Origin of the sequence: Klugiella xanthotipulae, from assembly GCF_006716695.1 — a bacterium.
GTDB classification, from domain to species: domain Bacteria; phylum Actinomycetota; class Actinomycetes; order Actinomycetales; family Microbacteriaceae; genus Klugiella; species Klugiella xanthotipulae.
In genome coordinates, this window is record NZ_VFPN01000002.1 from 489,889 (window position 1) to 515,548 (window position 25,660).

Here is a 25,660-nt window from a genome sequence, read left to right on the forward strand (position 1 = left end):
TTCATGACCTCCAAGCCCGTCATCTTTTCGGGGATGCAGCCCTCCAGCGACTCCCTCCACCTCGGCAACTACATCGGTGCTCTCTCGCAGTGGGTGGGGATGCAGCAGACTTTTGACGCGTTCTTCTGCGTGGTCAACCTGCACGCCATCACGGTGCCGCAGGATCCGGCCTCACTCGTAAAACGCACCCGCTCAACCGCCGCTCAGTACATCGCCGCGGGGATCGACCCCGAGCAATCCACGCTGTTCGTGCAGTCGCATGTACCCGCCCACGCGGAGCTCGCCTGGGTACTCAACACGCTCACGGGGTTCGGTGAGGCCAGCCGGATGACCCAGTTCAAAGACAAGTCACAGCGGCACGGGTCAGATACGGCATCCGTCGGCCTGTTTACGTACCCGATCCTGATGGCCGCCGACATCCTGCTCTACCAGGCCGACACGGTGCCCGTCGGCGAGGATCAGCGGCAGCACGTAGAGCTCACGCGCGACCTAGCGGAGCGCTTCAACACGCGCTACGGCCAGACGTTTACCGTGCCCACGCCGCAGATCCTCAAGGAGACGGCAAAGATCTACGACCTTCAGGACCCCACCGCCAAGATGTCCAAGTCGGCGGCGACCGAGGCCGGGCTGCTCAGTATCCTCGACGACCCGGCGGTGACGGCCAAGAAGATCATGCGCGCCGTGACGGATACGGACGGCGAGATCCGCTTCGACCGCGAGCTCAAGCCTGGCGTGTCTAACCTGCTGACCATCTTTGCGGTACTCGCGGGTCGCACGGTCGAGTCGATTGAACGCGAGTTTGAGGGGCGCGGATACGGAGACCTCAAAAAGACCATCGCCGAGCAGGTCACCAACACGTTCACACCGATCCGGGAGCGCACCAACGAGCTCCTGACCGACCCGGCCGAGCTGGACCGCATCCTGGCGAAAGCGGCCGACCGCGCATCCGAGGTCGCCGAGAAAACGCTTGCCACGGTGTACGACCGGTTTGGGCTGCTGCGTCGGCGCTAGGCCGCCCAGCGTCACCTCGATGAGTGTGCACTCCAGTTCCGGCATCCACTAGGCTCGACTCCGGCATCGCTGTCCTCCCTCGGGGGTATGGGTGCCGGAGTCTGTGTGTAGGGGAATGCCTGCGCATCCCCCAACAGAAAGTCCCCCCGTGCGAAAGTACCTGAATTTTTCTCTCCTCGGCATCGTGCTGATCTTTTTTGGCCTGATCATGAGCGTGCCCGCGATTACGGAGAACATCCAGCACCAGGCAATGGCCCAGCGCAGCGAGACGGTGACCGGAACCGTGACCAGTTCACACACCAAGACCACCCACGCGCGGCGCGGGAGCAATAACAACTCCTACTGCCCGGTGTATTCCTACACGCCCACGGGCGGAACGACGCTGCAGCTGATCGACTACCACGACTGCAACTCGAATATGAGCAGCGTGCACTCCGGCGAGACGGCACCCATCTCCTACGATCCGAACGACCCCGACGTGGCGTTTGTGGACACCCAGCACACCGCCTCGGCCTTGACCGTCAACAGTGTGGTGGGGGTCGTCGCGGTGATCCTGGGGATAGTGGCTCTTACGATCTCGGTCGTTTCCCGCAGGCGGGCGCGGCGCAACGCGGCACTCGCCGACCCGGTCTACCCGCCCGTGGAGTATGGGCAGCCGCAGTGACATCACACGGGTTAAGCCGCGAGTTGACTTTCAGCGGCGTGTGACGAGTATCGCATCTCGAACCCCGCAGGTGTGAGGTTCCCGATCACGGAGTGCCTGCGGCGATTGTAGCGGTCTTCGATCCAGGCCGAGAAGACGCTGAATACGGTCTACGACCGGTTTGGTCTCCTGCACCGTCGGTCGGTAAACTCGACTCCGGCATCCACGCTCACTCCGGGTGGGATGCCGGAGTTTTTGTGCGCGGGATAGGGCCCGTTGCGCCTCCCCACAAGAAAGCCCCCCATGAAAAAGTTTCGCGTAAAAAAGTCTCCCGTAAAAACGTTGATCACCTTCCTCTTTCTATCGGTCGTTCTGCTCCTGGTCGGCGTGTTTGCCGGATATATGTCCATCACGGATGCGGTGACGTACCAGTCGCTCGACGGGAAAAGCGAGTCGGTCACTGGAACGGTGACCTCCACGGAGACCGATATCTCGCACGGCCGACGGGGGCGCACCACCACAAAGTATTGCCCGATCTACTCCTACACGACAGTGGACGGCGAACGACTGAGCCTGACTGATGACCGCGACTGCCAGTCTTCCCGGAGCAAGGTCCACGAGGGCGCTACCGCACCGATTGTCTACGACCCGAACAACCCCGAGGTCGCCTTCGTGAACACCCAGAACACCGCGAACAAGATGACCATTGCCGTGGTGCTCTCCGTGTCGGCTTTTGTGGGTGGGTTGCTTCTGCTCGTCGGCTCGATCATCTTCTTCGCTGTACGTGGCCGAGGCGGGTCAAAAACGTCCGCTCCGGCCTACCAGGGCGGCGGGTACGGGCAGCCGGGGTCGCAGTACGGGCAACAGCAACAGTACGGCCAGGCCCCGCAAGAGCAGTATGGGCAGACCACCCCACCGTATGGGCAGGCACAGCCGCAGTACGGTGAGACCCCGCAGTACGGGCAACCACAGCCGCAGTACGGCCAGACTCCACCATACGGACAACCGCAACAGTACGGCCAGTCGCCCCAGAATGCTGGGCTGACACCCGCCAGCAATCCAATGCAGCCCTACCCAGAACAGGGACAACCGTACCCCCCGCAGCCACAGCCGGGGTCGCCAGCGGGCGATCAGAACTATCCGGGACAACAGTATCCGGGACAGCCCGGACAGCGTTAGCCCGGGAGAAGGGTGCGCTCGACAGGCCGCGCCAACAGGTCATCGGACAGCATTGAGGCGCTGGTCCCCGCGGGGACCAGCGCCTCAATGGCATCGGCTAGTGCCTGCTACACAACATCCTCATCAACCCAGTCCAGGGTCTTCTGAACGGCCTTCTTCCAGTTGCGGTAGAGCCGGTCACGCGTGGCAGACTCCAGGTTGGGCTCCCAGCGGCGATCCTCCTGCCAGTTGTTGCGCAGCTCACCCAGGTTCTTCCAGAAACCCACGGCAAGGCCCGCGGCGTAGGCCGCACCGAGCGCGGTGGTCTCGGCAACCACCGGACGCACGACGGGCACACCCAGCATGTCGGCCTGGAACTGCATCAGGGTGTCGTTGGCCGTCATCCCCCCATCGACCTTCAGCTCAGCAAGGGGGACACCGGAGTCGGCATTCACCGCGTCGAGCACCTCGGTGGTCTGGTACGCGGTGGATTCCAGCGCGGCGCGGGCAATGTGGCCCTTGTTCACGAAACGGGTGAGACCCACGAGGGCACCCCGCGCATCCGGCCGCCAATAGGGGGCAAACAGGCCCGAGAACGCGGGCACAAAGTACGCACCGCCGTTATCCTCGACCGTGTTGGCGAGCTGCTCAATCTCGGGGGCCGAACTAATCAGGCCAATGTTGTCGCGCAGCCACTGCACGAGCGAACCCGTGACCGCGATTGAGCCCTCCAGTGCATAGTGGGGCTTGGCATCCCCCAGCTGATAGCCCAGCGTGGTGAGCAGACCGTTCTCGGAGTGCACAATCTCCTCACCCGTGTTGAAGATCAGGAAGTTACCCGTACCGTAGGTGTTCTTCGCCTCACCGGCATCAAAAGCGGCCTGGCCAAAGGTGGCGGCCTGCTGGTCGCCCAGGATGCCCGCAATGGGAACCTCGCGCAGCAGCGACGTGTCGTGGGCATGCCCGTACACCTCGGAGGAGCTCTTAATCGCGGGCAGCATCGACATCGGCACGCCGAACTCGGCCACAATGTCCTCGTCCCAGGCCAGGGTCTCCAGGTTCATAAACAGGGTGCGGGAGGCGTTGGTCACGTCGGTGACGTGCACGCCCCCATCCGTTCCCCCGGTCAGGTTCCACAGCACCCACGAGTCGGTCGTGCCAAAGAGCAGATCGCCCGCCTCCGCCTTCGCGCGCGCGCCCGGCACATTTTCCAGAATCCAGGCGATCTTGGTGCCAGCGAAGTAGGTGGCCAGGGGCAGGCCCACCGTCTTCTTGAAACGCTCCACCCCGCCGTTGGCCGCCAGGCGGTCCACAATCGGCTGGGTGCGGGTGTCCTGCCACACGATAGCGTTGTACACGGCCTGACCGGTGGTCTTATCCCACACCACGGTGGTCTCGCGCTGGTTGGTGATCCCAATAGACACGATCTGGTGGCGGGTGAGCCCCGCCTTCGACAGCGCCTGGCCAATCACCTCGCGGGTGTTGTTCCAGATCTCGGCCGGGTCGTGCTCAACCCACCCAGCCTGCGGAAAAATCTGTTCGTGCTCCAGCTGCCCGGTAGCCACAATGGACCCCTGGCGGTCGAAGATGATCGACCGGGTACTCGTGGTCCCCTGGTCAATGGCAATAACGTATTCGGACATAAATTAACTCCTTATTATCACGGAGGTGCGGTTAAAGAATGGGGAGCAGGAAGGCGGAGGCCCAGCCGGCGAGCGCGCCGCCGAGCAGCGGACCCACCACGGGCACCCACGCGTACGACCAGTCACTGCCACCCTTGCCGCGAATCGGCAGGAGAGCGTGCACAATACGCGGGCCAAGGTCACGGGCGGGGTTGATCGCGTACCCGGTCGGGCCACCGAGAGAAGCACCAATGGCGAGCACCACGAGGGCAACGGGCAACGCACCGAGCGAGGCGAGACCCGTGGCGTCACCGTTGCGGCCAAACGCCATCACCATGAGGACCAACACGAAGGTGCCGATGACCTCGGTGACCAGGTTCCACCCGGAGGAGCGGATACCGGGGCCCGTCGAAAACACGCCCAGCTTGTCGGCCTGGCTCTCGGTCTCGTCAAAGTGTTTCTTGTAGCTGAGGTAGACGAGTGCGGCACCCAGCATGGCACCCACCATCTGGGCGGCGATGTAGGTGAGGGTGGAGACGGGCGTAACCGCAATACCGGGGACAAACTCCGTAGCCCCACTCGTAATCACGCCCAGCGTGACGGCGGGGTTGAGGTGCGCGCCCGAGGCGTACGAAGCGAGAACACCAATGTACACAGCGAGACCCCAACCGAAGTTGATGAGCAGCCAACCGCCGTCCTTACCCTTCGACTTGGCGAGGAGAACGTTGGCGACAACACCCCCACCCAGCAGCAACAGGAGCGCGGTTCCCACCGTCTCAGAGAGGAAAATTGTTCCTAAATTCATGTCAGCATTGACCTTTCACACAGGGGTTATACACCCCCGCCAACGTGGCGGGGGTGTTGGGGATTTTTTGGGGTTAGTTGTGCGCGACGGCGTCGAGCTGCAACCCGTGTTCGTCCGCGAGCACGGAGAGGGTCTTCTGGATATCGGCGACTCGTTCCGCTGCTGTCCAGCCGAGCACCGAGGCGGCCACATCCGCAAGCTCCACAATCACCGGAGTGGTGACCTGCCCCGTGAAAGACAGGCTCGTGCGGCGTTGAGTTAGGTCGAGCACGCTCACCACGTGCTCGGTCTCAATCAGGTAAGTGATCTCCTGATAACTATAGCCGGATGTATGTAGCAGGGGTGTATCACCATGCTCCGCCAAGGCTTCGATCACGTTGACCGCCCGGGTGCCGTAGCGGGTCAGCAGCGTATCCACCCGCTCGGCGGGCAGACCGTTACGGTGGGTCGCCACCCAGGCGGCACGCTCACTGTCGGTACGGGGGAAGTCGCGGCCACCACCGATGGGCAGCCCCACCGTGCTCACGGTGCGCTTCCGGCCCAGGGCGTCCAGCACCTCGGTGCTGAGGTGCTCGGCGAGGGCGCGGAACGTGGTCCACTTACCGCCCACCAGGCTCAACACTGTGGGAGACCCGGCATGTTCGTGACGTTTCTCGATGCGGTAATCGCGGGAGACGAAGCCGGGCTGGGTATCGTCGTGCGTGGGCAGCGGGCGGATACCCGAGAATCGGTACACGATCTGCTCACGGTTCACCTCAATCGCTGGAAAAACGTGAGCAACCAGATCGAAGAAGTAGTCGATCTCTTCCTCGGTGCACACGCTCGGTGTGCTCGGGTCGGCGTTGATGTCGGTGGTGCCCACCATCACGCGGCCCTTGAGCGGGTAAATCAGCACGATACGACCGTCGTTGTGCTCGAAGAAGATCTCGTGACCGCCCGTGGCCGCGAGCAGCTCGGGGTTATCGAGCACAATGTGCGAACCCTTGGTACCACCCATGAAGTGAGTGGGGGTGCCCAGGGCACGATTGGTGAGGTCGGTCCAGGGGCCGCTCGTGTTGACCACAACATCCGCAGCAATCGTGTACTCGGCCCCCGTCTGGGTATCGCGAACGGTCACCCCTGCGTCGGTCATCCCCACGGCTTCCAGGTAGTTGGCGGCGCGGGCGTGCGGACCCGCCGCGAGGCCGTCGAGGAGCACATCGAGGGCGAGGCGCTCCGGGTCGTGCATCGACGCATCAAAATAAGTGGCGGTGTATTTGAGGCCACCGTTGAGCTGCGGTAACTCGGCGAGCGACTTCGTGCGCCCCGTGAAGCGGTGACGGGGCACCGATCCGCCGTCGCGCGAGAAAGAGTCGTACATCATGAGCCCCAGCTTGATGAGGAACGCGCCCCGCTCCTTCGGCTTGCCCTGCTTGTGCGTGAGGAAGCGCAGCGGTGCGCTCAGGATGCCCGAGAAGGTACTAAAGATCGGTACGGTCGTGGGCAGCGGCTTCACATAGTGCGGGGCAATCTTGATGAGCCCGTTGCGCTCCTGGACCGACTCGCGCACGAGACGGAACTCACCGTTTTCGAGGTATCGGATGCCGCCGTGAATCATGTGGCTTGACGCCGAGGACGCGCCCGAGCACCAGTCGCCACGCTCCACCAGGACAACGTCAACCCCCTGGAGAGCCAGGTCGCGGAACGTGGCAATACCGTTGATGCCACCACCGATAATCAGCACCTGTGCACGGGGCCGCCGAGCGATGAGGGCAACAGGCTCGCGGAGGGCGGGAGGGCCCGACGCGGATTCTGGGGCAGCTGACATGGTGGTGCTCCTTTGTGACCGTCGGGAGGCGTTCCAGATACTCCCGTGCAAACTTGTTTCAGTATGACCAGGTGCACGCTAGGCTCATAACGAATGCACAAACGTGCAGAAAGTGGGGTATTGTGGGCGAGTCTCGCACCGAGAACACAGAAAAGGTGCGCACCGCGATCACGGTGGCCAGCCTCTACTACCTCAAAGACTGGACCATGGAGGCCATCGCGCGTGAGTTGCGCGTCTCGCGATCCACCATCTCTCGCCTCCTGTCCTACGCGCGCACGACCGGTCTGGTAGATATCACGGTGCACTCCCCCTTCGTGGAGCCCTCGCTGATCGAGGCCGAGTTGCACTCCCGCTTCGGCATCAGCGCCCGGGTGGTCTCCACCCCGGAGTCCATCAATGAGACTGATCGCCTGGCGCGGGTGGCCCTCGCCGCGGCCCGGCTACTCGGTCAGCAGATGGACTCCGATATGTCGCTCGGTGTGGCCTGGGGGGCCACCATCAGTGCGGTCGCCCGCAACCTCTCCCCCCGTCCCACCCGCAACTCGCGCATCGTGCAGCTCAACGGAGCGGCCAACTCGCGCACCTCGGGCAGCCGATACGCGAGCGAAATTCTCAGCCGGTTCGGCGAAGCCTACACCGCACACGTCATGCAGTTTCCCGTGCCAGCATTCTTCGACAACCCCGCGACCAAGCAGGCACTGTGGCAGGAGCGGAGCATTAGCCGCATCGTGGCGGCGCAGAAAACACTCGATATTGCGCTCTTCAGCGTGGGCTCGCCACTGGCCGAGGTGCCCAGTCATGTGTATAGCGGCGGATACCTCGACCGTGAAGACTTCGGCTCACTCGGTCAACAGAACGTGGTGGGCGACGTAGCAACGGTGTTCTTCCGGGCCGACGGGACGTGGGCGGATATCCCGCTCAACGCCCGGGCCTCGGGGCCGGGGCTGGATGTCTTGCGCGGCATCCCACGCCGCATCTGCGTGTGCTCGGGCTCCACTAAAGTGCGCAGCCTAGCCGGACTCCTCGCCGGGGGCGTGGTGACCGATCTCGTGATCGACGAGGAGAGCGCCCGGCAACTCCTAGATCGGGGGCCTGACCGCGACCAGGCTGGCTCGGCCCCCACACACCTCTAGGGGCGCCGTATCGTGTTAAACAGTTCGACGAACTCGTCTGAGGGTTCCGGCCCGGCCGTCACTGACGCGGCGGTGATCTCCACCTTCTCACGGGTACCCCACCCCAAGCGACCGACCGTGATCATCGCGTACCACCGCAGCACACGCATAAACGTGAGCGACCAGATCGCGGCCAGCGGTACCGTGGCAAACGTCAGAATCCGCTGCGCCCTACTCTGATCGCTTCGCACCACGGTCAGGTAGCGGGCGGCAGTAATACAGTAGATCGTGATGGCGGCCGAAGCTCCCACCACCGCAACGATGGGGTGCAAGAACACTCCGCCAATGATGAGCGCAAAAAGGCGGCCGTCATCGCAGCGTACATACCCCACTTCATCGCGTGCAACCAGTAGGCCCACCTATCCAGCGGGAGGTAGCGCATCCGCCACCCCGAGCGGATGAATGAGCCGCGCATCCACCGAACCTGCTGACGCCGGTGATGGCTGAAGCGGTCGGGCATCAGGGTAAAAGCGAAGGCGGTGGGTTGCTGAACCGCCCGCCCACGGAGCAGCGCAAACAGGGTGAGCATGCTGTCATCGGAGAAGTGTACCGGTCGGCGAAACAGCGTTTCGCCGAGGTAGGTGGAGATATTCTCACGGATCACATCGCCCCGATAGAAGGCGCACCCACCCGAGTTGACCATGACGGAGCCGAGTCGGGAAAAAGCGGAGCGCTCAAAAAGTTGAATGCCCAGGCAGTACACGTCCATCATCCGGGTCAGGAGGTTTGTGCTGACGTTGGTCGTGAGAATGACACCGGCCACGGACTGCACCTCCGGGTCGGCAAATGGGTAGAGCGCTTGCTCCACAGCGTGCCGATCTAGGATGCTGTCACTATCCACAGTGATGTAGATGTCCGCGCCGGGTTCAACCTCTACCCCGGCAATCTGGGCGGCGCGTTTCCCCCGGTTGGGCTGGCGTTCCCAGCTCCCCCGGACGCCGACCTCTGCACAGGCCCGAGCAAACCAATCGCGGACCTCCCGATAATCTGAAGAAGTCGAGCCGTCGTCAATCACCACAACGGCATCGGGACGTCTTGTCTGCTCCAAGAACCCGCGCAGGCAGCGCACCAGCATAGCTGGGTCTTCATTGTAGGCGGGCACCAGGGCAACGACGCTCAATTGGTCCAGATCAATCTGCTGGCTGGGTGTGGCCACGATGGGCCGCTCCAGCGCCGCAAGAACCAGCTGGAAAATAATATAGACCAGCAACAGCAGGTAGATGCCCGAGGCATTCTCAACCGCCACAAAATTGATGATTCGGCTGATCAGAAACGCGAGAATACACACTCCGACAACCAGGGCAACCGTAAAATCACGGTGCCGAGTTCGGTGGGCTCGGGGCAGTGGGTCGGAAAATGCGGAAGGGTGAATCTCTCCCACGGCTAAAGCCCCCGCCCACGACGCGGGCTGCGGCGGGTAAAGCGCAGGATCGCCGCGGCAATTCCTACGACCGCGACCCCCACGCCAGCGTACAACCACACATCAGTGGTGAGGGCTGATGACGGGGAGACCAGCACGCTTGTTGCGGAGAACGGGACGTCCAAAAATATGCTCATATCACACCTGTCTCAATCTGCCGTCGAACGGCGTTCAACTTTTTGGAGGAGAGAGGCCCGAGCGCCCTGTGGGAACAGCAGCGGGACACATGATGCATTCACCGCACCAAACTTGTTGATGCACGCCTACCATAGGGGGTAGGATGAGCCGAAAAACGCGACGATCACCGGGAAAATTCAGGGTTTCTTGATCGATAAATACCTTTCCACCTCATTATTGCGCACAAAATGTATTAACTCCCATGTTTGTTATCGTCGAAAAACTTCACCACAGCCGCCCCGCGAACGCCCTCGGTGATCAGAGATCGGCACATTTCGTCACACCACCGGGAATAGCCAGCGCATCACCGGAGTTGACCTAGACTGTAACCAGAAATGCTCCGGGGTCGGTGAGAATCCGAACCGGCGGTGATAGTCCGCGACCCGCGGTTGTTCCCCGCGATTCATGGCAGAAATGCGGTGTCTCGCAGAGAATAGCCGCGGTTGATTCGGTGAGAATCCGAGACCGACGGTGATGCACCCACACCAGTGGGTGCGAGTCCGGATGAGAGGAAGCATGGGTATGCGTTGTCGCCACGCGTATTGTGCACTGAACCCCGGAACCTAGGGAAGGAACCGGGTATGGTGCCCACACCAGACGCTCTCACTGCGGCAATGCGCCGCGCGCTGCAGCTGGCCGCCCTCGGGCCGGACCGGGATGTGAACCCCCAGGTGGGCTGCGTCATCCTCGCCGCCGACGGCACCGTCGTAGCCGAGGGCTGGCACGGCGGCTCGGGCAGTCCACACGCCGAGGTCGTGGCCCTCGCCGGGCTACCCGTTCCGCTGCGCACCCCGGAGGCCGCGCGACAGCTCACGGCCGTCGTCACCCTCGAACCCTGCAACCACACCGGTCGCACCGGGCCCTGCGCCATCGCACTGATCGAGGCCGGTATCGGAGCCGTGTACTTCGCGGTATCCGACAGCGACCCCGTTGCGGGAGGCGGGGCGGATCGACTGCGCGCCGCCGGAATTCCCACAGAAGGGGGTCTTCTGCGCGCCGAGGTCGAACGCTTCCTCGCCCCGTGGCTGACGTACCGCGCGCTCGGCCGACCCCGGGTCACCCTCAAATGGGCGTCAAGCCTCGACGGACGCACCGCCGCAGCCGACGGCACCAGCCAGTGGATCACAGGACCCCAGGCCCGGGCCGACGTGCACCTGCGCCGGTCCCGGGCCGACGCCATCCTCGTGGGCACGGGCACGGCCCTCGCCGACAACCCCTCACTGACCGCCCGCGCGGCCGATGGCACGCTGCTCGAACGGCAACCGATTCCCGTGGTGGTTGGTGACACCGTTATCCCGGAAGAGGCCGCGCTGTACGCGCATCCGACCCCCCCGCTTTTCTATCCCGGCCACGATCTGGCCGCAACCCTGACCGCACTGGGCAGCCGCGGTATCCGCAGTGTGTTTGTGGAAGGGGGCCCCCGCGTGGCCAGCGCGCTCGTGCGCCACGGACTCGTGGACGAGGTGCTCGTCTACCTCGCCCCCGTGCTCCTAGGCGGCCCCCGGATGGCCCTCGACAGCATCGGGGTCACCACAATCGGCGGCGCGCGGCGATTTACCCCCGTGCATACCCACACCCTCGGCGAAGACATCCTGATCGTCGCCCAGCCCACCGCCCCTATCCCGAATACGGAGGACAACTAGTGTTTACCGGACTCATCGAAGAAGTGGGCCACATCACGGCCGTCGAAAGCGTGGGCGACTCGCTGCGCCTCACGGTGAGCGCCCGGACTGTCCTCGACGGTGTGCGGCACGGCGACTCGATTGCTGTGAGCGGCGTGTGCCTCACAGTCGTGGACCACAACGATACCCAGTTCACCGCGGATGTGATGGCTCAGACCCTCACCATGAGCACGCTGCGAGAGGTCGCACCCGGACGGCCGGTCAATTTGGAGCGGGCAGCCGCACTCGGCGACCGCCTCGGTGGCCACATCGTCCAGGGCCATGTGGACGGCACGGCCACCGTACTCACCGTGACCCCGGCCGATGCGTGGCGTGTGCTGCGCTTCAGCCTTCCCCGCGAACAGGCACCGCTTGTGGTTGATAAAGGGTCACTCACGGTTGACGGGGTCTCACTCACCGTCAGCAGGGTCTCCCCCGCGAGTGAGCCGGAGCAGTGGTGTGAGGTGTCGCTCATCCCCGAAACGCTCACCGCAACCACGCTCGGCACCCGGACGGTGGGCGACAGCGTAAACATTGAGACAGACATCCTGGCCCGCCACATCCTACGAGCCGCGGCCTTCGCCACCCTCACGACCTCGCCCGCGACAGAACCAGAACCAGAACCAACTGCACTACCACTACCCACCCCGGAAGGATCACGCTAATGGCACTCTCCACTATTACCGACGCCATTGAGGCTCTGCGCGCGGGTCGCCCCGTGATCGTCGCCGACAACGAGGACCGGGAGAATGAGGGCGATGTGGTCCTCTCCGCGGAGCTCGCTACCCCGGAATGGATCGCCTGGACGGTGCGCCACTCCTCGGGTTTCATCTGCGCGCCCATGACCAACGAGATCGCCGACCGCCTCGACCTTCCCGTCATGGTCGCCCACAACGAGGACGACCGCGGCACCGCCTACACCGTCACGGTTGACGCGGCCAACCGCATCAGCACGGGAATCAGCGCGACCGACCGCGCCCACACTCTGCGCGTGCTCGCCGACCCCGAGTCGGTGCCCACGAGCGTCAACCGACCCGGTCACGTCGTTCCGTTGCGCGCCGTAGACGGCGGCGTGCGCGAGCGTGACGGCCACACCGAGGCCTCTGTGGAGCTCATGCAGCTCGCGGGCCTCACCCCCGTGGCCGCGATCTGTGAGATCGTGGAGGACAACGGCGAGATGATGCGCCTGCCCCACCTCCTCCTCCTCGGCGAGCGCGACAACATCCCCGTGATCACGATCGAGCAGCTGATCGCCCACCTGCGCGAGCGCGACGGCGAAACGGAGGCCCCGGCCGAGCGGGCCACCCACCGCCGGGTAAGCCTCAAAGCCGAGACCACCGTGCCGACCTCGCACGGCACGATGTGGATGCGCGCCTACCGTGACCGCTCAACCGGCATCGACCACCTGGCCGTGCTCTCCGGCGATAACATCGGCAACGGCACAACCGTGCGCATCCACTCGGAGTGTCTCACGGGCGAGGCCTTCGGCTCGCTCAAATGTGAGTGCGGACCGCAGCTTGATGCGGCGCTCGACTACATCGCGGAACACGGCGGCGCGGTCATCTACATGCGCGGGCAGGAGGGGCGCGGCATCGGCCTTGCCAACAAGCTGCGCGCCTACCAACTCCAGGAGGCGGGCCTGGATACCCTCGACGCCAACCTGGCCCTCGGCCTACCGATCGACTCACGCGACTACGGTGCGGCCGCGGATATCCTTCGTGACCTGGGCATCTCCTCCATCCGCCTACTCAGCAACAACCCGGATAAGGCGCAGCAACTGGAGGCTCACGGCGTGACGATCACAGAGCTGGTCCCCCTCGTGGTGGGGACAGGGGCCGACAATGACGGCTATCTTCAGGTGAAGCGGGACCGGATGGGCCACCAGCTGCCCGCGGGTTCACTAATCGGAGCCGACCGGGCCATCGCGGATGCCCCGGCACCACCCACACACAATACGGCGGGCGATCAGGCCCCGCAGACGGGAGCACAGGTATGAGCGTCGAAGGTATCCCCACCCTAGAGGTGGACGGCAGCGGCATCCGGGTGGCCATCGTGGCCGGCAGCTGGCACGAGGAGATCACGAACGGACTCATCGCGGGTGCCGAGCGGACGCTCACCGCGATTGGCTCCGACTACGAACTGATCCGCGTGCCGGGAAGCTTCGAGCTCCCCCTGGTTGCGCGCACCGCGCTGGAAAACGGCTTCGATGCGGCCGTGGCCCTGGGCGTCATCATTCGCGGGGGCACACCCCACTTCGAGTTTGTGTCGGATGCCGCAACGAGCGGCCTCACCCGGGCCGCCCTCGACGCGGGTAAGCCCGTGGGCTTCGGTGTGCTCACCCTCGACGACGAACAGCAGGGCCTCGACCGCGCCGGACTCCCCGGTTCCACGGAGGACAAGGGCGAGGAGGCCGCGCTGGCCGCGGTGAGCGCCGCCCGCCTCCTGCGCGAACTGCGCGGACGGTAGCCCGTCAATGGTCCACACCGAACTCTCCTCCCGGGTGATACTGCGCCTGGGGCTCACCGACGTCGGCGAACTCCTCACCCTGCAACGCGCGGGATTCATCACCGAAGCACAGGCCCACAACGACCTCAGCCTGCCACCGCTGACCCAGTCTCTTGACGAGTTACGGGCGGAGATTGCCCGCGCGGATGTGCTCGCACTGGGTATTCGGGAGCAGGGCCGACTGATTGGCTCGGTGCGCGTTGAGTGTGCGGGGGCCGTGGCCACCCTCGGCCGGTTGGTGGTTGCCCCCGACCGGCAGGGAGCCGGACTCGGCACCACCCTGATGCGCGCCGTCGAGGAGCAGCTGCCGGAGGGCACGACCGAAATCCGGCTGTACACGGGCGACCGAAGCGTGGCCAACATCCGCCTGTACACCCGGCTCGGCTACCGGGAGTGGCAGCGGGTAGACGCCGGGGAGTACCAGATGGTGCACCTGCGAAAAGCGGTGACCGGCGCGGCGGACAGCGCGGCCGCAAGCGGGTAACGACACGGCTCGTGACCCGGGGGTGGAGCGCCTCGACCGGATCCAGCCCAAGACCTGTTCCCGGGACCGCCGACGCGGTACCCTGACCTCACGCATCACCGTAGATCGGAGGTTCACCATGTCCACCCCGCGCACCGACCCGCACGCGATACCGGCCATTGTTGGAGAACCCGAGGTCGTCGAGGATGTCCGTACCGACTCGCGCTGGCTGCTCCTGAAGGCCTCCGTCTCGGAGCTCCAGGCGCTCCAATTACCGGACGGCTCGCTCGCCGACCCGCAGAGCCGCACCCGCGCCCGGGCGCTCATCGAGACCATTGCCTCGCGGGTGATATCGCTCATCCCGGTGTTCCCGCACGATGCCACCTACCTGACCGCCCTCGCCGCCGATTTCCGGCGCTGGGGCGCGGCGGGTGTGGGCGTGCCCGACTTCTACGACTCGCTCGTGGCCTTCCAGCCGCAGACGAAACGGGTGGATGGCATCCGGCACCTGGTCGTTTTCCCCATGTACACGCAAAACGGCAGCCGCTCGCGGCTGGTCGAGGCGGTACTGATTGAGGTTATCTGGCCGGATTACGTGGCCGAGCTGGAGGCGGGCGACTACAGCAACGCGCTCTTTGTGCCCATCCGGTTTCTCGATTTCACGTCCGGGTACGACACCAACTCGGCCGTGCTCTTCCCGGAGACGGTCGCGATGCGTGAGACCCCGCCCTTCACCTGGGGCGCGATCTATGCCGACCGCGAGGCGGCACGTTTCCGGCGGGTCGTGCGCGAGGCGGCCACAATCACCCGGCTCGACCTGCCCGGGGAGGCGCAACACCTTCTCGCCGATCAGGCGGTCGCCGAAGAGACATTCGTCCTGTGGGACCTCATCCACGACCGCACCCACATGCGCGGCGACCTGCCCTTTGACCCGTTCATGATTAAGCAGCGGATGCCGTTCTTCCTCTACACCCTGGAGGAACTGCGCTGCGACCTCACCGCATACCGGGAGTGCGTGGGGCTGGAGCGGCGGCTGGCGGCGCGCAGCCCCGAGTCGCTCACCGCAACCGAGGCGCAGACCCTGGACCGCGCCAGGCAGGTGCAGTACGCGATCATTTTCGACCGGATCTTCCGCTTTGCACTCACCGGCAGCCGCTCACGCAACTATGACGGGTTGGGCGGGCAGCTGCTCTTCGCCTGGCTGCACCAGCACCACGTTTTGCACTGGACGGACACCCGGCTCACCCTGGACTGGGCCGAAGTGCCCGGGGTGGTGATGGCTCTCGGCGACGCGATCAACTCGCTCTACTGGCACTCCATCGACCGCCCCAAGGTTGCGCATTGGCTCGCCGCCTACGCGCTCGTCTCCACAACCGTGACACCGCACCCGGCATCCATCTGGGCACAGGGACCGGAGGCGCTGCCCCTCACCGGCGCACCGCGGGAACTCACCGACCTGGTACTGGACGACGAGTTCCCGCTGTCGATGTTCTACGAGGCGTTGCAGAAGAAGTTAGGCGGGGTGATCGAGTCAACGTCGGGGATCACGGGCGAGGAGGCCGGGGACACGGCGACCCGGGAGGTTTCACCGGTACCGCATCCCGGTATCCCGACGAATCAACCAGGTGGCCGATAGCACGAGCAGGATCACCCAGCCCACGATATTGACCGCCACCCACAGATCAATCGGTTGCCCCAGGACGGCCCCCAGCACCAGGTCTCGGGGGCCGCGCGTGGGGATAACCCGGCTGATCTGCGCCACAGCGGCCGGAAGCGTCGCCGGGGAAAACCACAAACCACCCAGCGCCGCGCAGATAAACAGGGTCGGCATTGTGATGGCGGCCGCGGCCTTCTGTGGCACCGCATACGCGATGGTAATCCCCATCAGGATGAACGGGATGAGCGAGATCACAACCGCTGCCGCCCCCGCAATCAGGTGCGACGGGGTCACCCGCGCGGGGGTGAAGATCAGCGCGGTGAGCACGAGAACACCCTGAGAGGTCAGCGCGAGCACAAGATTTCCCACCAGGAGCCCCAGAACGGTGACCACCGGGCGCACCGGAAGGATCCGAACGTACCGAAACCACGGCGATTCCCGCAAGCGGGCGGTATCGAAGCCAACGGCACAGAGCCCCACCGTGAGCGCGCTGAAAACGGCAAGCTGAGCCGTGGCCTGGGTGGCCGCACCGGCCTGTGTCCGCAACTCCGGTTGCACCAGGCTAAACGCCGCGAGAATAATCGAGGGAAAGAGGACGGTCATCACGAGGGAGATCGGCGAGCGCAGCGTGTCAATGAGCGAGAATCGGAGGTGCGCCCGAATCATGGTGAGTTGCGACCGGGCGCTGCTCATGAGCTCATCCCCTCCGCCGAGGGGGCGCGATTCTGCCGAATTGCCGCCAGGAAGGCCGATTCGAGGCTGGGCTTTTCGATACTGATCTCGCGGAAGGCCAGACCGCTTTCCGAGATCAGCCGGACCACCGAGTCCGGATCATCGGTGCTCACCGCGAAGCGAGTAGCTGCTTCCCCCCGTGTGGTGGTGCAGGCGTGGGCTCGGAGGAGCGAACGCACCCGCGGCTCCTCCGCCCGACCAACGGTGAAGTGGACGTGCTGGCTATTCCGACCGGTCACGATCTCGCGGGTGGGCCGGTCCATGAGGGTACGGCCCCGATCCATAATGACCACCCGCTGAGCGAGCACCTCGACCTCTTCGATGTAGTGACTTGTGATGACGATGGCGGTGTGGTCCGTGTGCGCAGAACGGATAGCCTGCCACAGCGCGTGCCTCCCCTCAACGTCGAGCCCGGTGGTCGGCTCGTCGAGCAGGACGACCCTGGGCGCTCCGATGAACGCGAGAGCAACCGCAACGCGTCGCTTCTGACCGCCCGACAGCGCGCCCACCTGGCGCTTCAGCAGCCCGGCCAGAGCAAAGCTGTCGATCACCTCCTCCCGTCGGTTATGCGGGTAGTGGTCGCTCACAAACCGGAGCAGTTCACGCACCCGGAGGGTATCCGGCAGGGCCGTTTCCTGCGGAGTGGCACCCAGACTGAGCCGGGCGTGAGGCCGTCGGGGGTCCTCCCCACAGAGACGCACCGTTCCCGAGTCGGCGGGGAGAAGCCCCTCCAGCACCCGCAGGAGCGTCGTTTTTCCGGCCCCGTTGGGCCCCAGCAGTCCCACCAGTTCTCCCGCCCGCACCTCCAGGCTGACGCCATCGAGAGCAGAAATCGTGCCGAATCGTTTGCCCACTGCGGCCAGCTGAATCACCGGGGTCATGGTGTTCTCCGGTCGCTCTTCGCCGCAGCATATCCGGCGCTCTCGGCGGCGGGCCGGGAGGCCACCACAAACTCACCGACCACTTTCGGCCCGGAGGTCGTGGTGGTGGCCTCCGTGAACAGGCTGTCCAGGATATCCGCCGGGCCGCCACCCAGCGGGCACACCGCGAGGTTCAGGTCTTCGGCCACCAGACTCGCGGTTTGCATCCACGCCCCGACGTGCTTATACATGAGGGCGGCGGCGACGGACTCGTATTTGTGGCTGAGCCGCGGGAAATCGCACGCCACCAGAATGAGGTATTGCAGCTCATCCGGGGGGATCATCCCCATCCGCGCGTAGAGGGCGCAGAGCCGGTCGCACGCGGCGGCGTTGACCGCCACCGGCGTGATCGCGTCGCTGAGGTGGTCGTAGCGAAACACAGAGTGGGAGAGGTCCGCCCCACGGTGAACCCCGCGATTCACCACAATGTAGTGCGAGAGCTCATCAAGGGCCCCGCCCGCCGGGTAGGGCAGCGAGTACAGAGCGGTGCCCTGCCCGGGGTCCGGGTCGCAGGGCGTCGCGTGCGCGCTGCGCGTCAGCAGGGCGGCCACCTCGCTCAGCGACGCGGGTGGGGCGGAGTGGTCTCGCCGGGAATGCCGGTTGGTGAGGCACTCCCCCAGCGTGCGACCGGCGGCCACGACGGGTTCCGGCTCACACGCGGGCGCACCCTCGCTGCCATCCGTCCACTCCGGAATGGAACCGTGGGCCGTGGCCCTGGTGTAACTGCCGCCGTACTCCCCCAGGTGGGTGCCGAGCCGTGATCGGTTGTAGCTGAGCAGTTCCTCAAAGCTCCACCACCGGCCGGGTTCTCCTGCCGGTGTTGGGCCCTTCTGGAGCACCCCCGCGTGCAGCAAAAGCTGTGCCTGCCAGGCCGGAAGGTGCGGCCCCAGGAGCTGAGCCACCACCTCGCCGGGGACGGTGATCCTGGTGGAGGTGGCGAGGTTGGCGATCACCGCGATACCGGATTCCCAGTGGATATACGTGCCGGGGTCGAGGCACACCGGTGTCCGCTCATCCCGACGCGGGGAGGCATCCAGGGTCGGAATAGCGTGGGGCCCGGCGAGCGCCATCACCTCCTGCCCGTGACACCGGATGATGCTACGAACCCGGCCCTGACCGGCCAGAATTTCGAGGCGCCCCAGCTCCTGGGCGGGGATCGTGACCGGAGGCCCCTCCACCGCGGAGGTCCGAGCGGGGACCCGCTGAATGGTGACGGGGTGTTCGGTCGTTCCGGTCAACACCAGCAGCTCAATTCCGTAAAAATCAGAAGAATCAGAAGAACATAGCACGGGGGTTCACCTCCCCCTCATCCGTCTCGCTCAGCTGCCAGCCCAGAGAGACCGGCACCGAAAAGAGCCGCCCCGGGGCGAAACGCTGCCACCAGGAGCGCAGACCGGGAACGATTGACCGGACAACGTTGATGCCCAGTTCGGGCCGGGTCAGGTCGAGGAAGTAGGGCCGCAGCCCCACGGCCGTCAGCAGGCGAATCAGGCTGTCTGCGTTCGGGCGCAGGTCGCCATCGCGGGGGGCGGAGGGTGCCGAGGCATCCGGTTGCAGGTGGGGGTGATCCGCCAGCCGCTGGGTGACCAGCCAATCCATGGCATCGTTCAGGTTCGGGATGTTGTGCACCTCTCCGCTCCGCACCGCCAGCGGCGTCGAAAAGTAGAACTGGAAGACCTCCGACACCGCTCGCCGCGCGGCCAGAACCGGATCGGTGTGGGCGCCGAAGCCCAACATGATGTGGTCGGAACCGTTCACCGGGTGATGGCTGACGCTGACAGCTGCCACAACCGGCACACCGAGATCGTGGGTGAGGTCGAGCAGCCACAGATCACGACCGTGCGCGTTCAGCCAGCCCTGCGCCCGGGTGAGTTGGGCATCGCCGAGATCGTCAATGCGAATTTCGGGCCGATGCAGACGGTTGTACCACCAGACGGCAACGGCATCCCGCTCGATCAGTTCCAGCATCCCCTGGAACGCGGCATCGCCGGCCGTGGCCCCGGCGGCAACCCCGTTTGAGTCGGCCTTTGCGAAGCGCTTTCCGACCGGGTCAATCGCCGCCGCAGGGAGGGCTCCGCTGGGAAACATGAAATAGCAGGCGCTCGTGGGCAGCCAGGCCACCGAGTCCTCCGTGGCCGACCAGATCGGGGTGTAGTCGATCAGGGCGTCCGGGTCGAACCGCTCCGGAATCCAGTTGTACATATTGGCTACCGCGTTTCGCTCGATCCGCTCGTCAAACTGCCGCTCCGAAAAAAGCTGAATGCGCTGGGGGGCAATGGCGTTTTCCAGATCGGTGAACCGGCGCTGTACCCGCCGTTCCGTACCGAAGGCGATGGCGCTCAGACGTTCGAGGGCCTCACCCACCGCCCCGGCCTCCGCCTGGGCAGCGGTCAGCCCCTTGCCGCCCGAGGTCGAGCGCAGGCTTCTCTTGAGGACCTCCGGTTTCGTGTCGGACACCGCCCAGTTGTGACCCGAGAAAAAGATCTGCACGGGGTCCTCCGGGGAGTTCTCGACGGCCCGCTCCAGGGAGACAACGGGGCCGGTCAGGGGGGAGACGAGATGCCGGTGGGCCGCCAAGAACTCCTCGGGTGTCACCGTCCGACCCACCGCATCGGTGTGGGCCGCGCTCAGGTCGATGCGGATGCTGGCTGGTGTCGGCAGGTCGGCCGCACCTCGGTCATCCGGGGCAGCACCCAGGGCATTCTGAAAGAAGTGCCGACCGCAGGTCCCGTCCGCCGCGAGGAGGGAGGACCCGGTCAGCGGGGCTTCCCCGGCATAGTATCGGGCCAGTTCGTCGGCAACCAGCCGTCGGATCTCGGCAACCGGCAGCGCCACCACCCCGTTGCCGGAGGACGTGGGCAACCGGGTACCACCCATCTGGTGAGCCCGGTCGTTAAATTTCACCCAGAAGGTGAGGTTGGCCAGCGCATCGGGGGTGTCGGCCGTGGCACAGGGACCCATGAAGAACCTCTGGTTGATCGACCCCACATACACAACGGGGTGGCCGGGCTGCCTCTCCCCCTGGGCTGCGGTGTCGAGGTAGTCACCCAGGACAACAACCCGCACCGGGGTGGCCCCCCTGGCCAGTGACTCCGAGAGGTGTGTCAACTCACTCTGGAGCTGTGCCCGCTCCAACTCCGTGTCTCCGGCACTCTGCGGGGGTAACCCCTCGGGCACCAGGATACGGCCCGATTCCAGGGCCGCCAGCGTGCCGTAAATTTCGGCGAGCGGGAAGAGGGTCTGATCCGCAATTGCGACGGCGTCCAGCGTCCCGCTCCACCGCAGAATTTCGGCGGCAGCGCCGTGTACCTGCTGAACCTCCACATCGTTCTTCACGATCGCAACGCCCCGGTCCGGCGAGAGGTCGATGAACTGGTAGTGCGGGTTACGCGTGAGTACATCCGTTTTTCTCTTCATAATTTTTACCTTCGTTAAAGCCTCAGCTGATGACACGGACATCGAGTGGGGGGTCGGTTACGCTTTGTCGAGCGGTCGCCGACCCCCAGAGCGGGATCGGTTATGGGCAGCAGCAGCAGCAGGGGCAGCAGCACAGGGTGAAGGACCAGTCCTCGCCCAGCGGAGTCAGGTCGCTATCCACGGCCGGTACGTTAATCCGCACCAGCACACCACTGTCAAAGCGGGTGACATCGAAGGTCCAGGGGGTCACATTGTCGTCCTGAAAAACGGTGATCGGGGTGCCCGGCTCAACGGCCCCCGCCTCGGCGAGTAGGGAGACGCATCCCGACCCGAGCAGCGTGTCGCGGTACTCCTGGTCCGCGTAAGCGCGGCCCATAACCCGGGCCATCGCACCGGGGTCAACGGTCAACCGACCCTGAACGGTGGAGGTTTCGACGTGTGATTTCATTGCGAGAGTATCCTTTCCTCGTGCCGGGCCGGTGGGGCCCAGCGCATCTGGCTGGTCCTGGTCATCCGGTAGATCCGGTGAACCAGCGATGCACCCACTCTGCGCTTCCCCGCCGCAACCGTCGCCCCCTCCCGGGGTGGAATCACACGCGTCGTCTCAACCTCACGGGTGGAGTTTTCTGTCGCGCGACAACCTCACGCCAGACACGCCTAGCGCTGGCGGAGCCGCTCTCCCGCGGTCACGGGATCGGTGCCGGGGAAGAGCGCCCTGGCTTCCCGGCGCGTGCCCACCTGTAGCTTAGAAAAAAGATGATTAATGTGACTTTTCACGGTCGATAGCGCGATGAACAGGCGCTCGGAAATCTCGGTGTTGTCGTAGCCGTGGGCAATCAGCGTCCACACCTCGACCTCTTGTTTGGTGAGATTGTACCGCGCACCGAGCGCAGGAACCGACTGGAGGTCTGGGCACGCCCGGCCCGGTGCGATGAGGCCCAGACTGTCAGCCATGAGCGACTCGATCGCCGCCTCGTCAAAGACCCGACCGTTCAGGGCAACCGCCCGGATGGCCGCGGTCAGCTGCTCGAGGCCCGAATCCTTGGTGATGTAGCCACCCGCTCCCGCGCTGACCATACCGGTCACCTCCTCCGCATCCGCGAAGGTGGAGAGGGCCAGGATGGCCGGGGCATCCGGCGTGGACAGAATCGTTCTCGCCGCAGCGATCCCCCCCATTCCCGGCATACTGACGTCCATCAGCACCACGTCTGGCAGCAGCACGGCTGCCAGCTCAACCGCTTCTTCTCCAGAGGAAGCCTGCCCAATGACGGTGAAATCGTCAGAGAGTCCCAGCATCGTGGCGATGGCTTCCCGCACCATTGCCTGATCGTCCACCACGAGGAGGGTGATGCCCTGGCACTCCGCCACCCGCCTACTCACTGCTCACCGTTGCCCGGACAACCCAGTCGCCCTCCCCGTTGAGCCCAGCTTTCAGGGTTCCGCCCACCAGGTCGAGCCGTTCTCGCATAAAGCGGAGCCCATGGCCGCGACGTCGCTCCCCGCAGGCGCTCAGCGACGAGAGAGCCACGGCCGCCCGGGTGCGCTCCGCGCCGCCGCGGGACGAAACGGGGTTGGCAACGATCAGGGAGGCGCGCCCATCCTGTACCGTCGCGGACACGCTGACCGCGCTCCCGGGGGCGTGCTCCAGGGCGTTCGATACCGCCTGCCGGGCCACCGCGAGGAGAACCGCGCTATGTTCTCGATGGGTGAGATCCGCAGCATTGTTCAGAGACAAGTGTATTTTTTGTCCGGTTGTTCGCTCCAGACGGGACACCAACTCGCCCAGCACCAGGTCAAAGGGGGAATCTTCCTGCACCCGAACCCCGTCGATGGCCCGACGAACCTCAATCAGGCCCTCCTGCGCAATCTGGCGAATTCCCCGGATGCGTTCGTCCAGGGCGGGGCCGTCCACGGTTCCCGATTGGCGAAGCGCCTGTAGGGTGTCGGCCTGCAGAATAATGGCACCCAGCGATTCCGCGAGGACATCGTGAAGGTCGCGGGTGATTCGCCGCCGCTCCGCCGAGGCTGTGGCGTAGATATGCTCGCGCAGGATCTTGGTTTCGCGCTGCTTTTGGGCGATCAGCGCCTTACCGAGAGACCCAATCAGCAGGGAAAGAACCATGCCGACCATCATCATCTTGGCGGTGGGGGCATCAAATCCGGTGCACACATCGGCGATCATAAAAACCATACCGCTCACGGCAAGGTATACAAACGGGCGGATACCGTGACGGGCCGAGCCCGCAATCTCACCGGCAGATACCAAGATAAAGGGGATGAGCATCCAGTGATCGCCGCAGGCAATACCGATCACGCTGCCCACGGATACGAGTCGCGCGAGCAGCCACAGCACGGCGGCTGGCACACGGAGAGTCATGCCAGCAAACTGTATCAGCCCGCGCGCGCCGTCAGAATGGCAATTACCTGGGGAAAAAAAAACTCGGCTTCAGGTCATGAGGCTGCCGGGCCTAACCGGCTTCGGTCGCGGGCGGCTCCCCGTCCGTTCCCTGATCGGTAGCCTCATCGCGCTTTCGCGCCGACTTGTTCGGATCCCAGAAGAACGCGAAGATGAACGCCACGGCCACGAGACCCGCGGTCTTCACCCGGTATGGCGTGGGGTCCTCACTGGTGTTGGCGTCACCCTTCATGGTGATCTCGGTCACGCCATCCACCTCGTTGATGGCCGTCACCCGGTGGGTGATGAGGCCCGTGCCGATGTTGCGCTGCACGGTTATGGCATCGCCAACCTGGATCTCAGACACGTCGATGGAACGGGCGAAGGTGAGCGCCCCCGCGAGAGGATATCGGGTGTGACCCGCCGTTTCGCGCGGGTTCAGCGGGTGTATTGTTGACGCTGGTCGGCCACGAGCCGCCGGGGTCCCGACTGTTTTGAGCCGCGCACGTCCACAGACGTGCCCGCACCGCGTTGGGGCGACGTCTCATTCTTTCCCACCACTTCCGTAATGGAGCACCATGTCAGCCAAGACTGTTTCGCCCGAAACACACTCGGGACACACCGCAGAGACCGGACAGAAAAAGAACACCCGCGGACGCGTGATTCTCGCGAGCCTGATTGGCACCTCAATCGAGTTCTACGATTTCTACGTCTACGCGACCGCCGCGGTTCTTGTTTTTCCCGCCCTCTTCTTCCCCGCACAGGACGACCCCACCATCGCCCTGCTCAGTTCATTTGCCATCTTCGGGGTGGCCTTCGTTGCCCGCCCGGTTGGGGCCCTGCTCTTTGGCCACTTCGGCGATAAACACGGCCGCAAGGTCACCCTCGTCGCCTCGCTGTTGACGATGGGGATTTCCACCTTCATCATCGGCCTGCTCCCCACGTTTGATCAGATCGGCTACCTCGCCCCCGGGCTGCTCGTCTTGATGCGATTTGGCCAGGGACTTGGTCTCGGCGGTGAGTGGTCCGGTGCCGTTCTGGTCGCAACCGAGAACGCACCAAAGGGGCGCCGGGCCCTCTGGGGCACGTTCCCCCAGGTGGGCGCGCCCATCGGGTTTATCCTCGCCAACGGCGTTTTCCTCATCATCAACTGGATGCTCCCCCACTCCGATAACCCGGCCCTCGCCTCCGAGGCGTTCCTGGCCTGGGGCTGGCGCATCCCGTTCCTGATCTCGGCCGTGCTCGTTATTATCGGCCTCTGGGTGCGACTCAGCCTGGTCGAGAGCGACTCGTTTACCCGGGTCGTTGAGTCTGGCCAGGTGCGCAAGCTGCCCCTCGCGAGCGTGTTCCGCTCCAATTGGCGCAACCTCATCATCGGCACGTTCATCATGGTGGCCACGTATTCGCTGTTCTACCTGATGACCACGTTTACGCTCACTTTCGGCACGACGCCGACGGCACCACAGGCCGAGGCACTCGGGGCGAAGGGTTTCACGACCGCGGATGCCTGGGTGGGTGGCCTGGGCTTTGGCCGCAACGATTTCATCATCATGATGATCGTGGGCGTGATCTTCTTCGGCATCTTCACGCTCATTTCCGGCCCGATGGCCGACTTCCTGGGCCGCCGCACACTGCTGATCTGGGTCACGATCCTGATTATCGTGTTTGGTGGCACCTTCTCGCTCTTCCTGGGTGGCACTGCCGACGAGACCCCCCGCATGGTGGGCGCGATGGCCTTCCTCGTGATCGGGTTTACCCTGATGGGGATGACGTTTGGACCAATGGGTGCGCTACTGCCCGAGCTGTTCCCGGCCAATGTGCGTTACACGGGTTCGGCCTTCGCCTACAACATGTCGAGCATTCTCGGTGCCGCCGTGGCCCCGTTCATCGCCGTGTGGCTGTGGAAGGTGGGCAACGGTAACCCGTGGCTCGTGGGCATCTACCTGTCCTCGATGGGTGTGCTCACGCTCATCGCGCTGCTCTTCTCGCGCGAGACCAAGGACGACGACTACGCGGGAAATATTACCGACTAATACAGTGGATATTCCCTCGAACCCCGCGTCAACCCAGGTTGACGCGGGGTTCTTTTTCATCT

24 protein-coding genes, 1 pseudogene and 1 riboswitch are annotated in these 25,660 nt (G+C 64.7%); of the genes and pseudogenes, 11 read left to right on the top strand and 14 right to left on the bottom strand.

Annotation, left to right across the window (positions count from 1 at the left end):
• Nucleotides 1-3: 3 nt before the first annotated feature.
• From trpS to FB466_RS13885, 3 genes are all read left to right on the top strand, one after another.
• Nucleotides 4-1,011: a tryptophan--tRNA ligase gene (trpS, locus tag FB466_RS08325; RefSeq protein WP_141917544.1), complete on the top strand. Its 1,008-nt coding sequence runs from the start codon at nt 4-6 to the stop codon at nt 1,009-1,011.
• Nucleotides 1,012-1,159: 148 nt separating this feature from the next.
• On the top strand, nt 1,160-1,675 hold the full coding sequence (locus FB466_RS08330; RefSeq protein WP_170206078.1) for a DUF3592 domain-containing protein: 516 nt from the start codon (nt 1,160-1,162) through the stop codon (nt 1,673-1,675).
• A 282-nt stretch (nt 1,676-1,957) separates the two neighbouring features.
• Nucleotides 1,958-2,833 carry a DUF3592 domain-containing protein gene (locus FB466_RS13885; protein WP_141917548.1) on the top strand — a complete coding sequence of 292 codons (876 nt, stop codon included), beginning with the start codon at nt 1,958-1,960 and terminating at the stop codon, nt 2,831-2,833.
• A 107-nt stretch (nt 2,834-2,940) separates the two neighbouring features.
• Here FB466_RS13885 and glpK read toward each other — a convergent pair whose 3' ends face one another.
• The 3 genes from glpK to FB466_RS08350 all read right to left on the bottom strand — a co-directional run bounded on the left by glpK (nt 2,941) and on the right by FB466_RS08350 (nt 7,046).
• On the bottom strand, nt 2,941-4,455 hold the full coding sequence (glpK, locus tag FB466_RS08340; protein WP_141917550.1) for a glycerol kinase GlpK: 1,515 nt from the start codon (nt 4,453-4,455) through the stop codon (nt 2,941-2,943).
• 31 nt (nt 4,456-4,486) lie between these two features.
• Nucleotides 4,487-5,239, bottom strand: a complete 753-nt coding sequence (locus tag FB466_RS08345; protein ID WP_141917551.1) for an MIP/aquaporin family protein — start codon at nt 5,237-5,239, stop codon at nt 4,487-4,489.
• Between the two features lie 73 nt (nt 5,240-5,312).
• Entirely contained in the window at nt 5,313-7,046 is a 1,734-nt protein-coding gene (locus FB466_RS08350; protein ID WP_141917553.1) for a glycerol-3-phosphate dehydrogenase/oxidase, read from the bottom strand.
• A gap of 122 nt (nt 7,047-7,168) precedes the next feature.
• Here FB466_RS08350 and FB466_RS08355 point away from each other — a divergent pair, with 122 nt between their 5' ends.
• Nucleotides 7,169-8,179: a sugar-binding transcriptional regulator gene (locus tag FB466_RS08355; RefSeq protein ID WP_246054586.1), complete on the top strand. Its 1,011-nt coding sequence runs from the start codon at nt 7,169-7,171 to the stop codon at nt 8,177-8,179.
• Here the strand turns inward: FB466_RS08355 and FB466_RS08360 are convergent.
• The 3 genes from FB466_RS08360 to FB466_RS13490 all read right to left on the bottom strand — a co-directional run bounded on the left by FB466_RS08360 (nt 8,176) and on the right by FB466_RS13490 (nt 9,775).
• Nucleotides 8,176-8,469, bottom strand: coding sequence for a hypothetical protein (locus FB466_RS08360; RefSeq protein ID WP_170206079.1), 294 nt, complete (start codon nt 8,467-8,469; stop codon nt 8,176-8,178). The genes FB466_RS08355 and FB466_RS08360 overlap by 4 nt on opposite strands.
• Complete coding sequence (locus FB466_RS08365) at nt 8,415-9,464, bottom strand: glycosyltransferase family 2 protein (protein ID WP_141917556.1); 1,050 nt, start codon at nt 9,462-9,464, stop codon at nt 8,415-8,417. The genes FB466_RS08360 and FB466_RS08365 overlap by 55 nt, the downstream gene beginning before the upstream one ends.
• A gap of 137 nt (nt 9,465-9,601) precedes the next feature.
• Nucleotides 9,602-9,775, bottom strand: coding sequence for a hypothetical protein (locus tag FB466_RS13490; protein WP_170206080.1), 174 nt, complete (start codon nt 9,773-9,775; stop codon nt 9,602-9,604).
• Between the two features lie 373 nt (nt 9,776-10,148).
• Nucleotides 10,149-10,335: riboswitch (FMN riboswitch) on the top strand.
• Nucleotides 10,336-10,396: 61 nt separating this feature from the next.
• Between FB466_RS13490 and ribD the strand changes: the two genes are divergently transcribed.
• The 6 genes from ribD to FB466_RS08395 all read left to right on the top strand — a co-directional run bounded on the left by ribD (nt 10,397) and on the right by FB466_RS08395 (nt 16,080).
• Nucleotides 10,397-11,458, top strand: coding sequence for a bifunctional diaminohydroxyphosphoribosylaminopyrimidine deaminase/5-amino-6-(5-phosphoribosylamino)uracil reductase RibD (ribD, locus tag FB466_RS08370; RefSeq protein ID WP_141917558.1), 1,062 nt, complete (start codon nt 10,397-10,399; stop codon nt 11,456-11,458).
• Nucleotides 11,458-12,141, top strand: a complete 684-nt coding sequence (locus FB466_RS08375) for a riboflavin synthase (RefSeq protein ID WP_141917560.1) — start codon at nt 11,458-11,460, stop codon at nt 12,139-12,141. The genes ribD and FB466_RS08375 overlap by 1 nt, the downstream gene beginning before the upstream one ends.
• Complete coding sequence (ribB, locus tag FB466_RS08380) at nt 12,141-13,472, top strand: 3,4-dihydroxy-2-butanone-4-phosphate synthase (RefSeq protein WP_141917562.1); 1,332 nt, start codon at nt 12,141-12,143, stop codon at nt 13,470-13,472. The genes FB466_RS08375 and ribB overlap by 1 nt, the downstream gene beginning before the upstream one ends.
• On the top strand, nt 13,469-13,942 hold the full coding sequence (gene ribH, locus FB466_RS08385; RefSeq protein WP_141917564.1) for a 6,7-dimethyl-8-ribityllumazine synthase: 474 nt from the start codon (nt 13,469-13,471) through the stop codon (nt 13,940-13,942). Before ribB ends, ribH begins: the two co-directional genes overlap by 4 nt.
• Before the next feature lie 7 nt (nt 13,943-13,949).
• A complete protein-coding gene (locus FB466_RS08390) occupies nt 13,950-14,465 on the top strand; it encodes a GNAT family N-acetyltransferase (protein WP_141917566.1) in 516 nt (171 codons plus the stop codon).
• Between the two features lie 118 nt (nt 14,466-14,583).
• Nucleotides 14,584-16,080, top strand: coding sequence for a DUF6421 family protein (locus FB466_RS08395; RefSeq protein ID WP_246054587.1), 1,497 nt, complete (start codon nt 14,584-14,586; stop codon nt 16,078-16,080).
• On the opposite strand, the gene FB466_RS08400 is transcribed toward FB466_RS08395, so the two are convergent.
• From FB466_RS08400 to FB466_RS08435, 8 genes and pseudogenes are all read right to left on the bottom strand, one after another.
• Nucleotides 16,030-16,794 carry an ABC transporter permease gene (locus FB466_RS08400; protein ID WP_141917568.1) on the bottom strand — a complete coding sequence of 255 codons (765 nt, stop codon included), beginning with the start codon at nt 16,792-16,794 and terminating at the stop codon, nt 16,030-16,032. The two genes, FB466_RS08395 and FB466_RS08400, sit on opposite strands and share 51 nt — an antisense overlap.
• Nucleotides 16,791-17,645 (bottom strand): annotated as a pseudogene (locus tag FB466_RS08405) (ABC transporter ATP-binding protein); the annotation flags it as partial. The pseudogene FB466_RS08405 and the gene FB466_RS08400, both read right to left, overlap by 4 nt.
• 65 nt (nt 17,646-17,710) lie before the next feature.
• Nucleotides 17,711-19,042: a nitroreductase family protein gene (locus FB466_RS08410; protein WP_141917571.1), complete on the bottom strand. Its 1,332-nt coding sequence runs from the start codon at nt 19,040-19,042 to the stop codon at nt 17,711-17,713.
• Nucleotides 19,026-21,170 (bottom strand): YcaO-like family protein, encoded by a 2,145-nt coding sequence (locus FB466_RS08415; protein ID WP_170206081.1) that lies wholly within the window; start codon nt 21,168-21,170, stop codon nt 19,026-19,028. Before FB466_RS08415 ends, FB466_RS08410 begins: the two co-directional genes overlap by 17 nt.
• A gap of 100 nt (nt 21,171-21,270) precedes the next feature.
• Nucleotides 21,271-21,618, bottom strand: coding sequence for a hypothetical protein (locus FB466_RS08420; protein WP_141917574.1), 348 nt, complete (start codon nt 21,616-21,618; stop codon nt 21,271-21,273).
• Nucleotides 21,619-21,827: 209 nt separating this feature from the next.
• Nucleotides 21,828-22,550 (bottom strand): response regulator transcription factor, encoded by a 723-nt coding sequence (locus FB466_RS08425; protein WP_141917576.1) that lies wholly within the window; start codon nt 22,548-22,550, stop codon nt 21,828-21,830.
• The gene (locus FB466_RS08430) at nt 22,543-23,547 is read right to left on the bottom strand and encodes a sensor histidine kinase (protein WP_141917578.1); all 1,005 of its coding nucleotides are present in this window, start codon (nt 23,545-23,547) and stop codon (nt 22,543-22,545) included. Before FB466_RS08430 ends, FB466_RS08425 begins: the two co-directional genes overlap by 8 nt.
• Before the next feature lie 91 nt (nt 23,548-23,638).
• A complete protein-coding gene (locus FB466_RS08435; RefSeq protein ID WP_141917579.1) occupies nt 23,639-23,932 on the bottom strand; it encodes a S24/S26 family peptidase in 294 nt (97 codons plus the stop codon).
• 211 nt (nt 23,933-24,143) lie between these two features.
• On the opposite strand from FB466_RS08435, the gene FB466_RS08440 reads away from it, so the two are divergent.
• Nucleotides 24,144-25,598: an MFS transporter gene (locus FB466_RS08440; protein WP_141917581.1), complete on the top strand. Its 1,455-nt coding sequence runs from the start codon at nt 24,144-24,146 to the stop codon at nt 25,596-25,598.
• The last annotated feature ends 62 nt before the right edge of the window (nt 25,599-25,660 follow it).